At 42.6% G+C, this 12,565-nt stretch carries 11 protein-coding genes; 3 read left to right on the forward strand and 8 right to left on the reverse strand.

Annotated features, from left to right (window positions below; genetic code table 11):
- Nucleotides 1-55 precede the first annotated feature (55 nt).
- From HUU58_03670 to HUU58_03680, 3 genes are all read right to left on the reverse strand, one after another.
- A complete protein-coding gene (locus HUU58_03670) occupies nt 56-1,285 on the reverse strand; it encodes an exodeoxyribonuclease VII large subunit (GenBank protein NUN44756.1) in 1,230 nt (409 codons plus the stop codon).
- A gap of 5 nt (nt 1,286-1,290) precedes the next feature.
- Nucleotides 1,291-1,848 carry a hypothetical protein gene (locus HUU58_03675; GenBank protein NUN44757.1) on the reverse strand — a complete coding sequence of 186 codons (558 nt, stop codon included), beginning with the start codon at nt 1,846-1,848 and terminating at the stop codon, nt 1,291-1,293.
- Nucleotides 1,849-1,946: 98 nt separating this feature from the next.
- Nucleotides 1,947-2,639, reverse strand: a complete 693-nt coding sequence (locus tag HUU58_03680) for an outer membrane lipoprotein carrier protein LolA (GenBank protein NUN44758.1) — start codon at nt 2,637-2,639, stop codon at nt 1,947-1,949.
- A gap of 327 nt (nt 2,640-2,966) precedes the next feature.
- Between HUU58_03680 and HUU58_03685 the strand changes: the two genes are divergently transcribed.
- The 3 genes from HUU58_03685 to nadA are packed head-to-tail and all read left to right on the forward strand — an operon-like array spanning nt 2,967 to nt 5,059.
- Nucleotides 2,967-3,485, forward strand: coding sequence for an RNA methyltransferase (locus HUU58_03685; protein NUN44759.1), 519 nt, complete (start codon nt 2,967-2,969; stop codon nt 3,483-3,485).
- A 4-nt stretch (nt 3,486-3,489) separates the two neighbouring features.
- Nucleotides 3,490-4,074, forward strand: a complete 585-nt coding sequence (locus HUU58_03690; GenBank protein NUN44760.1) for a hypothetical protein — start codon at nt 3,490-3,492, stop codon at nt 4,072-4,074.
- Between the two features lie 4 nt (nt 4,075-4,078).
- Nucleotides 4,079-5,059: a quinolinate synthase NadA gene (nadA, locus tag HUU58_03695; GenBank protein ID NUN44761.1), complete on the forward strand. Its 981-nt coding sequence runs from the start codon at nt 4,079-4,081 to the stop codon at nt 5,057-5,059.
- Between the two features lie 30 nt (nt 5,060-5,089).
- On the opposite strand, the gene HUU58_03700 is transcribed toward nadA, so the two are convergent.
- The 5 genes from HUU58_03700 to HUU58_03720 all read right to left on the reverse strand — a co-directional run bounded on the left by HUU58_03700 (nt 5,090) and on the right by HUU58_03720 (nt 12,556).
- Nucleotides 5,090-6,463 carry a tetratricopeptide repeat protein gene (locus HUU58_03700; protein ID NUN44762.1) on the reverse strand — a complete coding sequence of 458 codons (1,374 nt, stop codon included), beginning with the start codon at nt 6,461-6,463 and terminating at the stop codon, nt 5,090-5,092.
- A gap of 3 nt (nt 6,464-6,466) precedes the next feature.
- The gene (zwf, locus tag HUU58_03705) at nt 6,467-7,999 is read right to left on the reverse strand and encodes a glucose-6-phosphate dehydrogenase (GenBank protein NUN44763.1); all 1,533 of its coding nucleotides are present in this window, start codon (nt 7,997-7,999) and stop codon (nt 6,467-6,469) included.
- 67 nt (nt 8,000-8,066) lie between these two features.
- On the reverse strand, nt 8,067-9,245 hold the full coding sequence (locus tag HUU58_03710; GenBank protein NUN44764.1) for a metallophosphoesterase: 1,179 nt from the start codon (nt 9,243-9,245) through the stop codon (nt 8,067-8,069).
- Nucleotides 9,246-9,330: 85 nt separating this feature from the next.
- The gene (locus tag HUU58_03715; GenBank protein NUN44765.1) at nt 9,331-10,935 is read right to left on the reverse strand and encodes an ABC transporter substrate-binding protein; all 1,605 of its coding nucleotides are present in this window, start codon (nt 10,933-10,935) and stop codon (nt 9,331-9,333) included.
- A gap of 61 nt (nt 10,936-10,996) precedes the next feature.
- Complete coding sequence (locus HUU58_03720) at nt 10,997-12,556, reverse strand: ABC transporter substrate-binding protein (protein NUN44766.1); 1,560 nt, start codon at nt 12,554-12,556, stop codon at nt 10,997-10,999.
- Between the last annotated feature and the right edge of the window lie 9 nt (nt 12,557-12,565).

Raw genomic sequence — 12,565 nt, forward strand, 5'->3', positions numbered from 1 at the left:
TGTGCTGTTTAAAAAAAATGGAATTAGGTAAGAATAATCTAGGATAGGCAAAAAATCAGATATTTTTTTTACCGTCAAAAAATTCCAATTCTGTAGGTTTGGTGTCGTCCCATTTGGAAACACGCATGACGATTTGATCTTTTTGACGGACGATCGCGTATCCGCGTTGAAGCGTATTTTTGGGGTTGAGTGTTTGTAATTGGCGAGCTAAGGCGGTGATCGTCTGCCCGGAAACGATAAGTTTGTGGCGCAAAACGCGCATCATGGTTTTTTCAAAATCATCTACTTGCTGACGGTATTGACCGACTAAGTTTTCCGGTTGACGAAAAGCATATCTATTCTTCAGATTATGCAGCTGTTTTTGATAATCGCTGATTCGTTTTTTTACATTTTGTGATAGCGTGTATTGAAGATTGACGATATAACTTCGCATATCTTCCTGATCTACCGTTACCATCTCCGCCGCCGCCGAAGGCGTGGCCGCACGATAATCGGCAACATAATCACTGATGGAGATATCTATTTCATGGCCGACGGCGCTGATCGTCGGTATCGAACAGGCATAAATAGCCCGCGCTGTAGCCTCTTCATTAAAAGCCCATAAATCTTCTAAAGATCCGCCCCCGCGACCTACGATCAAAACATCCACGGCTCCGTATTTTTCAAATTCACGAATCGCATGCGCTATTTCCTCGGCCGCCCCTTCGCCTTGTACTTTGACCGGATACAAAATCAATTCGATCCACGGCATGCGTCGCCGTGCAACGCTAAGTATATCGCGGATGGCCGCTCCGGTAGGAGAAGTTATGATGCCGACGCGCTGAATATATTTTGGGATAGATTTTTTATGCGAGGTATCAAATAATCCTTCGGCATACAGCTTTTGTTTAAGCTTTTCGAAAGCTTCCTGCAGTGCTCCAACGCCCTCTTGTTGGATCTTTTGAACGGTTATTTGATAGTAGCCGCCTTTTTCATAAACCGCGATATTTCCTCGAGCAATGACCTTTTTCCCGTCCTTCAAAGCATCCGATTGGGATGCCGACGAACTTTTCCATATCACGGCTTTGATTTGTGCGCCGGCATCTTTGAGTGTAAAATATACGTGGCCGCTAGAGGCACGGGTCAGATTGGAAATTTCGCCGGAAACGGTAATCGCGGGGAATGAATCTTCAAGATTGGTTTTTATTAAGCGGGTTATTTCGGTAATAGAATAAACAACAGGCTTCTTTTCCTGTTGCTGAACAAGATCGGACGAATTCTCATTTTGACCTGAAAATAGATCCATTCTGTTTATAGCTTCATTACAAAATTGATCCCGCCCTGGAAAAAAGCACCATTTATCTTGGAATGGAAAGTACTCTTAAACGGTGTGGCCATAATACCACCGCCGATGAAGGGGGTTAGATACATACCCTCATCAGTCTCTAGTCTATAACTTACACGTCCAAACACGCTAAAAAATTTGACATCCGGTCCGGGACGATAATACGGTTCGTCCGTAATATTATAAATTTTAGCGTTGTGCTTTTTAAAAAAATAGTGACCTCCGACGCCTAATGTCCAAGCAAACCCTTGTTTATATTTTGACAAATAATTATTCATACAAATATGAGCGCCAAAACCATGCACCATTTCCGTTTTATTAGTCAATGAGGTATCTAAAACGATATACGGAGATTCAAACTTTACTCGTCTAAATGAATAGCCCGCTTCTAAACTATATGTGCTTTTATTGGATTTGCCCACGGCTTCCACGACCACACCTGTAATCCCGGAATAAGCTGTGGTAGCGCCAATAAGGTAGGTTGTTTTGCCTTTGTCTTTTTTTGTTTCTTTTTTGGGTTCCATCCTTTTTGTCGGTTTGCGCCTCACTTGCGCATCGGCCGATAACCCACAAACAGTAAAAAGTACGACGAACATAAACCATCCAATACGTTTTGCTGAACTCATTTTTTTTCCAGATTTTTAACTTGAAATCCTCTAGGTGTTTCTTGCTTAAATACATCAGCATTGATCGCTTGGTTTAACCGGAAATCCGAGAATTCCCAAATCGTTTTATCCCCATCGGCTTCACTAAGCTCTGCCTGATAGGGTAACCACAAATCATCTCTGACGTAAATAATGATGTTTTCCATTTTGTCATAAAACTTGCTCCCGCGCTTGGGAGTAAGCGTCAGTTTGTAAGAACCAAATTTCTTTTGAATTTGTTTTGCGTCAACTTGCACATCAAAATATTTTTCGAGCATTTCGAGTGAATTACCAAAACCCAACAAGTACTGACTGAAGTTAATTTCATTATCAGACGTCGTTGTAACGGTTTTGTTTTTCCTATTGATAATCCATAACGAATTATTGTTTACAATATATTGGTTTTCGGAATCAGAAGACGGATTAAGCGCATATTTTCCAGGTTTTTGGTAATAAAAATCTGCCTTCGTAACAATCTCTTTATCCATAAATGATGATTGTTTACGCTGTTTCATTTTAGCCTGAAGAGAGGTTGTCGCTTCATTGGCTGTCCGCATACTCGATATAACTACTTTTTTTTCTTCATCGCCGGATCCGGCATGCAGCGTGAATGACAAAGAAAAAAGGACGATAATACAAAAACCGATTATTCGTTTTTCTGATTTTCTCATAAATATCTTTCTTGATCTGATTTTTCCGTTGATGAATTCCGGTGAACCTATGGGAATCCATATCCGCTTTTTGATACACGTAAACGCCATACAAACGTGGTATGATAAAAATTTTGGATCATGCAATCAATCATAATCAACAAGCAGGCAACATGCTTATTCAACACGTCTAACCGCACAAAACTGTTCTTAGTAGCTTACAACATAAAAACGAATGTAAATAATTTTGCAAATTATGGTATCTACCCCTACATTTCGACGAATCTATTTATGTTAGTAAAGATTATATCCATGTCATTGCGAAAACTGGCGTACGATGAAATAAAAATGCTCCGATCAACGCCTGAGGAGTTGGCTTCAAAAAAAAGGTTTCCTATATACGGAGTTTTAGAAAACATTCGAAGCATGTACAATGTAGGCGCGGCATTCCGTACATCGGATGCAGCATGTGTCCAGGAATTAATACTTTGTGGTTATACAGCCCAACCTCCGCGCTCGCAAATCGAAAAAACAGCTCTCGGTGCTACAGAAACCGTTCCATGGCGGCATTTTAACAACACCCTCGACAGCATTAGTTATCTAAAAGATCAAGGCATCACTGTAGTTGCTTTGGAACATTGCGAAGAAAGCAAAAATCTATTTACTACGGAGTTGCCTTTCCCGGTTGCGTTACTTGTGGGCAACGAAGTGGATGGTTTAAACGAAGAAACCGTCGCTCGTTGCGATATGGCTTGTGAAATACCTATGTTTGGCTCGAAACAATCCCTCAATGCGGCCGTCGCTTATGGTATCGCTGTATTTGAGTTGACTAGGAAATACTTGATCTTAAGTGAAAAGAAAGGATAATTTCATGCGTTTATTGGTTGTAGCAATAGTTTTCAATTTTACTTCCGTTTATAGTCAGGACATAACTCTCGGTTGGACGAAAGCAAATACAGCCAATGGCTCGGAGTTTAAAAAATACGAATCACAAACTTCTAGTTTTTTTCTTAAATATCGTAAGCCCTTTACCGAAGATATTACTTGGGGCTTGGGCTTAGAAGTATTAGAGTTTCGAAAACCCGCTGTCCCTGAAAGGCTTGTCAAAATGAAAGGCTTATTTGGAGAAATTGGATATTTTTTTCGTCAAATACCTGGTTTAACTTTACTTGGTTCTACGTCTGTCGGAATAATGCAATGCGAATATGAATTTATTGATCCACCCTCCGAGTTAAAAGGTTCCAAGGGAATAGGTATTTCTCTTGAACCATCCGTGTCGTTTTTATTTCCACTCACGAAAAAACTGACTTTTACTCCTTCTATTGGATATTTAATGGTGTTTGATCAGATGGGTTTTAAGTCAACAGACTCTAAACAACCCGTTGGAAAATTGGATTCTCATATGTTCGCTACGACCTATCGACTTGCCTTGTCTTGGCGCTTACGGAAAGAATAACACAATGATTTTTAAAAAAAATACATACTCGAATGATGAAGTAAACATACAACGAATCAGCCCGGGTATTGATTTGTTTAAGGAAATAAATCGGCTGCGCAAAGATTTGAATGCCGTTATCCTTGCTCATTATTATCAGGAATCAGAAATTCAGGATTTGGCAGACTTTGTCGGTGATAGTTTAGAATTAGCAAGGCAAGCCGCCAAAACGAAAGCGGATGTAATCGTTTTTGCCGGTGTGCATTTTATGGCCGAGACCGCTAAAATTCTCAATCCGGAAAAATTAGTTTTACTGCCCGATCTTAAAGCCGGATGTTCATTAGCCGACAGTTGCCCGGCGGATGAATTCAAAAAATTTCGTGAAGCGCATCCCGATCATTTTGCCATTACTTACATCAATTGCACGGCCGAAGTCAAAGCATTAAGCGATCTGATTTGTACATCCAGCAATGCCGAACGGCTTATCGCTCAGATTCCCGAATCTACGCCCATCTTATTTTCACCGGATAAAAACCTCGGCGCTTATATACGTAAGAAAACAGGCCGCCCCATGATTTTGTGGCAAGGCTCATGTATGGTACATGAGATTTTTTCTGAAAAGAAATTAGTACAACTGCAAGCAACACATCCCGAAGCTAAGATTATTGCACATCCAGAATGTGAAGAGACCGTACTGAATATGGCGGATTTTATCGGATCCACAAGCGGGCTTCTCAAATTTGTCCAGCAATCACCGGATCGTACATTTATCGTCGCGACGGAGGCGGGTATTATTCATCAAATGGAAAAAGCTTGCCCGGACAAAACATTTATCGCAGCGCCGCCCAATAATAACTGTGCTTGCAACGAATGCCCGCATATGAAACTGAATACTTTAGAGAAACTATATCTCTGCATGAAAAATAAAACTCCGGAAATTACACTTCCGGAGGACGTACGCACGCGCGCATTAAAGCCGATTTTGCGAATGCTTGAAATGAGTTAACTTGTTCCAATAACTCATTGTCATAAACGTTTATTTTTTACTGAGCCTTTTTTTTAAAACATTAATATTCTTTTGTATAACATCCGCATCGCGTTGCCCGGGATCAAGCGCAAGTGTTTGCTCCAGATGATGTATCGCCTTTTTGACCTGCTTTTTATCGTTCATATATACGATCCCTAAACTGCGATGGGTCTTTGCGTTGTTTGGATTCAAAGCCAGTGATTTTTCAAACAGCCGTTGTGCTTCTTTATGTTGTTTTTTCCCTTTAAGCAGAATACCCAAATTGAGATATGCATCGTATAAATTAGAATCCAACGCAATCGCTTTGCGATAATGCGTTTCGGCTTTGACGTAATCCAAGTTGTCATCATACCCGACAGCGCATCCGTAGTGCACTAACGCACGGAGCGAGTCTATCTTTAACGCTGATTCATAAGCTGCCAGCGCTTCGGGCGCTTTTCCTTTTTCGCTCAATACTACACCTAAGTTAACCCACGCATCTACATATTTCGAATTTAGTTCTAAGGCTCTGCGATATTGTAATACGGCAACATCCCACTCTTTGCGCGCCTGATAAACATTTCCTAAATTAAAAACAGCATCGGCATTTTCGGGCTGAAATTCGATTGCACGATTATAACCGGTGATAGCCGAAGGCCAATCGTTATTTCGATAGGCCATATTACCTGCTCGAAGATACGCCGCTGATATATTTTTTTCCGATTTTAGTGAATTACTATAATCCAAACGGCGGGCTTTTTCGAAAAACAAAATCGCATCGGAATCGTTATTTTTTTCATAAGCCGAAACGCCTAAACTATAATAACCAAGAGCTTCCCATTTTTGAACATAGAGCGCATACTCTTCGTGATCGCTTGCGATCGTCCGCAATCTTTCATGTCCCTGCAACACACCGTTTGGGCTCAAAAGATTTTTTTCAGTATGATTGATTCGTTGGAATAAATATTCAACCGCACGGTACATGGTTTTATAGAAATCCGTGTAGTTTTTAATCGGTCCATAGATTCGCTCTTGTGCGACGTTTACATTGCCGTTATCGCCCAAAAGCTCAAACTCCATTTCGATGGAGTCGCTTCGCATACAATATTTTCCTCGCACAACGAGGTCTTTTTTATCATCAGCTATGAGGTCTAATTTCTCTGAATGTTTATCATCCGATATAATGCTTTCGTTTTCTAACGTATTAAATATTGCATCTTGTGAAATTACCGTCAATTCACCGGTGGCACTCAATACATCTGAAAGCATATAGCTTAGATAATAAGCTGGTTTATTATCCGAGTTACATGTCGAAGTAAACGGGAGCACTGCAATTTTTTTATTTTGTGCTGTGAGAGTGTATGTGGATATAAAAAACACCGTTACAAAAATAAACCGTTTCATTCTTTAAGATCTCCATTTACGACCGTCTTTATTCAATAACTTATCCGCCGCTTCCGGTCCCCAAGAACCCGCAGCATAATTTGGAAACTCCGCTTTATTGTTTTTCCAATGTTCTAAAACCGGCATTACGAGCCACCACGCTACCTCGACCATATCTTTACGCATAAAAAGCGTTGCGTCGCCGCGCATACAGTCGAGAATCAATCTTTGATAGGCTTCGGCAATTTCCACCTGAAACGCTTCTTTATAATTAAAATGCATATCTACCGACTGGAGCTGCATTTCCGGACCCGGTACTTTGGCTTCAAAACTCATCGTAATACTTTCATCCGGCTGGATTTGTATCACCAGTACATTGGGCGCCACATCATCGGCCGCCGTCTGAGTAAACATCATATGCGGTGTTCGTTTAAAAAAGATCGCTATCTCCGAATCACGTCGAGGCATTCTTTTTCCAGTCCGCAAATAAAACGGTACGCCCGCCCAGCGCCAATTATCCACATAAAATTTTGCTGCAACATAGGTTTCGGTATTTGATTGAGGATCCACTTTGGGCTCGGTGCGATAGCCGGGAACCGGTTTGCCATTGATCTGTCCGGCTCCGTATTGCCCGCGCACAAAATAATCATTCACCTGATCAGGTTTTACGGGGCGAATGGCGCGCATGACTTTGACGCGCTCGTCACGTACAGCATTAGCATCAAATGTAGTAGGTGGCTCCATCGCAACGAGCGCCATGACTTGAAGCACATGATTTTGTATCATATCTCTCAAAGCGCCGGCATTGTCATAATAACCGCCCCGATCTTCGACTCCCAAAGCTTCCGCCGCTGTTATTTGTATATGGTCTATATAATTGCGATTCCACAAAGGTTCAAAAATCCCGTTCGCAAAACGAAACGCCAATACGTTTTGAACGGTCTCTTTTCCGAGGTAGTGATCTATACGATAGACCTGCCATTCTTCGAAAGCTTTAGCCACTTCCGCATTGAGTGCACGCGCCGATTCGAGATCACGGCCAAATGGTTTTTCGATAATAATGCGTCGCCAGTAATTACCTCCGCGCACCTGTGACATATTGTGTTCAGCCAACTTCTGACATATCGTAGCAAATACCGTAGGCGGCGTCGCGAGATAATAGATACGGTTATCATTACAGGCACGCGTCGCGCAGTTGTTTTTGATCAGCGAATCCATAGTTTGATACAATGCATTCTCATCAAAACCTCCGCCGACATAAAAGGAGTTTTGAACAAATTCATTCACGATTTTCGGATATACGGCATCGGATTTGGCAAATTCACGCAATGCAGCGCTTACCATTTCGCGATATGCTTCGCTGCTCATCTCCGGTTTGCCGCATCCTATTACTGTGAATTTCTCAGGAAGCAAACCTTCTTTGGCACTATTAAAAAGCGCCGGTAAAATTTTACGTCGCGCCAGATCACCGGAACCGCCGAAGATAATCACCGAACATGTGCCGGCACGCGCATCGGATTTGACCTGCCGCAAAGCTTCTGTGACGTGAGCTGCCATGAAGAGCCTCCAGATAAAAGTTATACTGTTATTTTAAATCAATATGATTACAAATAATCATCCGTTTTTAAGCACAACGGAGTGTGATCACGGTGATTTCGGGTGGAGAACCGATACGCATTGGCGGGCCCCAATAACCGGTTCCGCGATTGACATACACCCACATATTTTCATGCCGATGCAGTCCTTTCAAATACGGTTGTGCCATCGCCGCCAATAGATTACCCGGAAAAAATTGTCCGCCGTGTGTGTGTCCTGACAGCTGCAAATCAAAACCCGCTGCCGATGCTGCCGGCGCACTTTTAGGTTGATGCGCAAGCAATATTCGCGAATAATCTGATGATGTGCCATCAATAGCTTTTACAGGATCGGATAAGTGCCCGGGAATAAAATCCGTTGCCCCATAATCCGTTATACCGGCGAGACAAATCTGCTGATTTTCGCGATGAATAAGACGGTGTTCATTGAGCAATACATCAAATCCTAATCTTTTAGCTTCATCACACCAAGCTTTTGCCCCGGAGTAATACTCATGATTACCTGTGACAAAAAAAACACCATGCGGCGCTTGAAGTTGCTTCAGTGGTTCCACTTCCTCACGAAGCCAAGCTACCGTACCGTCAACCAAATCGCCGGTGAACGCCACTAAGTCAGGTTTTTGCGCCATTACATGATCGGTAACACGCTGGACAAATTCGCGCTTAATAGTCGGTCCCACATGAAGGTCGGAAAACTGTACGATCCGAAATCCATCGAAATTTTTAGGTAGATTTTGAAGCGGTACTTCAATCGCTTCAACTACCGGGTCATTGTGCGCCTTAAAAATACCATACCCCGCAACCGCCGTACAAAAACCGGCCACACCGAGATTTACACTTTGAATGAGAAACTGTCTTCGGGTTTCGTCTGTAACGGTTTCATTGGGTTTTGTGAACAGCCATGTAAAACCATGGTGCAACCATCCACCTACATCCCGAAGTAAAAATGCAACTAATAGGAGACTGAACAATCCAAGACTCGAATATCCGCACCACAGCAGAACATCCAAACTTATGCTTTCGTGCTGACGCTGCAATACCATCATAAATCCGCCAAGCGGCAAAAGACATAAAACAGCGATCACTATCCATCCGATATAGACCGGTAAACCAAAATGAGCCATAGCCGGTACGATGCGGCGACCTACATACCAATAACCTGACATAACGATGGCCGTCCACGTCAGAAAAAACCAGATAAATCGCATTAATTAGTATCCGATAATTTTGATTCTAAAAAATAAGGTCGGATGGATCATCCGACCTTTTATTACTTTCAGAAATTCTATTCGTTTACTGTTTGATCCAGGTTTTTTCAAAACGACGCGTAGCACTGGCATGAAGCTCAAATCCCATGACATTGTCTCGCATAGGAACAATCGTCAACGCATGAGCGATCGTTACCCATGGAAAATCTTTATTAAATACTTCGCATGCTTTTTTATATATATCAGCACGTGCATTGGGATCAAAAGTTTGACGACCGCGTTTTATAAGATTATGCATTTCTTCGGATGCATAAAACGATACGTTGGTAGACGATTGTTGTTTGGTAATATCTTTATCTAAAAGTGGATAAAAGAAAAAGTGCGGATCCGGTGCATCGCCGACCCATCCGGAAACAGACATCTCATGTTCCCCACGCCCGCGCCGACGTAAAAATTCGCCCCAGTTTGATATTTTTTCTTCTTCCGCGGTTATACCTACAGCTTTAAGATCGTTGATGATCAGTTCCGCAGCTAAAGGCGGGTTGGGCATATAATCGCGAACCAGCGGCAAACCCCATAGTTTGCATTTGAATCCGTTTGGAAAACCGGCTTCTTTGAGCAGTTGTTTGGCGCGTTCCGGATCATAAGGTGCTGCCTGTATCTGATCATTGTGACCTAAAAGAGTAGGAGGAACCGGGTTTTTGGCCTGGCTACCGAGTTGTGCAAATACTTCGCGTACAATCCGTTCTTTGTTGATCGCCAATACGATTGCCTCTCGCACTTTGGGATTATCAAATGGCTTTTTTCTCATATTCATACCTACATAAGCCACATTCATACCGGGCTGTTTGGTTACTTTTACTCCGGGAGTTTTTTCGATATCCGCGAGATCCTTTTGAGTCGGCAAACCCATCATATTGATCACCCCCGATTTCAATGCAAGCCAACGTTCATGCGGATCAGGTACAGGTCTGAAGATCACCGTATCAAGATAGGGACGCCCGTGCCAATACCCATCAAAAGCGGCTGTACGCACTGACCCGTCCGCATCCCAGCTGACAAATTTGAAAGGACCGGCGCCGACGGGATTTTTGCTAAATTCTGCGCCGTATTTTTGTACGGCCGCAGGACTTACTATGGCTAAAAAATTGAGCGACAAGATATTGAGAAATGTTGCATCGGCTTTTTGTAAAACGATTTTTACCGTAGAATCGTTTATGGCTTCGATGGATTGAAAAATATTGTCCATATTAAAGTTTTTCCAAAGCGCATAGCCGCTGCTGCTTTCCCCTTCGCCGCCCGATTTTTGTCGTTCAAATGTAAAAACAACAGATTGCGCGTTGAACGGCGTACCGTCATGAAAAGTCAATCCTGTTTTTAGGTTGAATGTATAAGTACGGCCATCCAAAGAAATCTTCCATGATTTGGCAAGTCCCGGATCCAATGCAATTTTGCCGGCACGTTGAATGATCAAACCTTCAAAAAGATTTCCTACTATAATAGAAGATTCCGTTTCCTCCACAAACGCCGGATCAAGTGTTACCGGGGGGCCGTTCTTACCATAGATCACTGTACCGCCATATTGCGGTGTGTCTCCGGTTGCATCACTTACAGCATCGTTTTTTTTACAGGCCGTTGTAAATACAAGTGCCACCGCTAAAACGATCTGAAATAAGGATCGTTGATTCATAAATACATCCTTTCGGTATGAATGATGTAGTATGGAAATAATTTTTCCAATCACGCTATGGTTAGGATTTGACCCACACATTTTTCAGATTACGCGTATAACTTGCATACGGGTTAAAATTCATTACTTCACGCCGACGCGGAATCACAATTTGCGTATGTGCGATGGTAAACCAAGGTACATCACGTTGGAATATTTGACACGCGTTTTTATATAGCTGATCACGCTCTTCCGTTTTTGTAGCTGCTTTAGCTTTAAGCAAAACGCGATACATTTCGTCGTTATCATAAAAAGCGCTGTTTCCGGTTCCTTTTTGACGCACGGTGGTTTTGGATAAGAGAGGATAAAAGAAATTATCGGGATCTGGAATATCGGCAATCCAACCTCCGATCAACAAATCGTAATCACCGAGATAGGTATCCTGAATATATGTCTCCCACGGCGGAGTAACTACCTCGATCTCAATACCTACTTTTTCCAATTCACTACGAATCATTTCAACGGCTTTTTCCGGGTGCGGCATGTATTCCCTAGGCAAAGGTACATTCCACAATTTCAGTTTGAGGTTTCTTTTATATCCGGCTTCTTTCAGAAGCCTTTCTGATTCTGCCGGATTATATGGTGTTGGGCGAAGATCGTCATTATAACCGAGCATACCCGGAGGTATGGGGTTTTTTGCCGGCACACCAAAACTGCCATAAATAGCTTGAACCAGTTTTTCACGATTGATCGCATAAGCTACGGCTTTTCGCACACGAATGTCTGACATGGGCTTTTTGCTCATGTTCATTGCCAAAAAAGAGACATTGGCGCCGGGTTGTTTAAATTGAATAATTTGCTCATTGCGTTTGACTCGAGCCAGCATGTCAAACGGCGGCGGTTCGATCAAATGAAATTCACCTTGTTCCAAACGCGCAATTCGTTTCTCCGGGTCGGGCTCACTCAAAAATCGTATGGTGTCCAAATAAGGACGCTCTCCCCAATAATTAGGATTGGCTACAAGTGAAAGATCATTCCAATCGCTGGAAACGCTCATCATGAAAGCGCCTGTACCTACGGGATGCTTTTCAAAGTCCGCACCGTATTTTTCCACAGCCGTAGGACTTACTATAGCCAAAAACTGCATACTCAGAATTTTCAAAAAAGTAGCATCTGCACGGTGAAGTTTGAATTGTACCGTTGAATCATTGACGGCGCGGACTTCTCGAATGAGTTCATCCATATTAAAATTGATCCAGTTAGAAAACTGGTCAGCGGAGCGACGGGCACCCTTTTTTTGGCGATCCAAACTATATAAAACTGCTTTGGCATCAAACGGTGTCCCGTCGTGAAAACGTACGCCGCTTTGAAGATTAAACGTATAGCTTAATCCGTCTACGGCGATGATCCACGATTTGGCCAGCCCTGGCACAACATCCACATTACCCGGTTGGAGGCGCACTAAGGTTTCAAAAATATTATCGGTCAGAATAGAGGATTCCGTCTCCGCAACTTTGGCCGGATCTAGTGTGACCGGCGGACCATGTTTACCGTAGAGTAATGTACCTCCAAAGCGAGGTTGATTATCGGAAACAGTATTTACGTTTTCTTTTTTGGAACATCCGCTCACAAAAAAGAACATAAACGATAA

The sequence above is a fragment of the bacterium genome, from assembly GCA_013360215.1.
Lineage (GTDB): Bacteria > CLD3 > CLD3 > SB21 > SB21 > JABWCP01.

Bases quoted from the DNA above. Each gene is read 5' to 3' on its own strand.
- HUU58_03670 (NUN44756.1), bottom strand. From the start codon at position 1,285: ATGGATCTATTTTCAGGTCAAAATGAGAATTCGTCCGATCTTGTTCAG.
- HUU58_03675 (NUN44757.1), bottom strand. From the start codon at position 1,848: ATGGAACCCAAAAAAGAAACAAAAAAAGACAAAGGCAAAACAACCTAC.
- HUU58_03680 (NUN44758.1), bottom strand. From the start codon at position 2,639: ATGAGAAAATCAGAAAAACGAATAATCGGTTTTTGTATTATCGTCCTT.
- HUU58_03685 (NUN44759.1), top strand. From the start codon at position 2,967: ATGCTCCGATCAACGCCTGAGGAGTTGGCTTCAAAAAAAAGGTTTCCT.
- HUU58_03690 (NUN44760.1), top strand. From the start codon at position 3,490: ATGCGTTTATTGGTTGTAGCAATAGTTTTCAATTTTACTTCCGTTTAT.
- nadA (NUN44761.1), top strand. From the start codon at position 4,079: ATGATTTTTAAAAAAAATACATACTCGAATGATGAAGTAAACATACAA.
- HUU58_03700 (NUN44762.1), bottom strand. From the start codon at position 6,463: ATGAAACGGTTTATTTTTGTAACGGTGTTTTTTATATCCACATACACT.
- zwf (NUN44763.1), bottom strand. From the start codon at position 7,999: ATGGCAGCTCACGTCACAGAAGCTTTGCGGCAGGTCAAATCCGATGCG.
- HUU58_03710 (NUN44764.1), bottom strand. From the start codon at position 9,245: ATGCGATTTATCTGGTTTTTTCTGACGTGGACGGCCATCGTTATGTCA.
- HUU58_03715 (NUN44765.1), bottom strand. From the start codon at position 10,935: ATGAATCAACGATCCTTATTTCAGATCGTTTTAGCGGTGGCACTTGTA.
- HUU58_03720 (NUN44766.1), bottom strand. From the start codon at position 12,556: ATGTTCTTTTTTGTGAGCGGATGTTCCAAAAAAGAAAACGTAAATACT.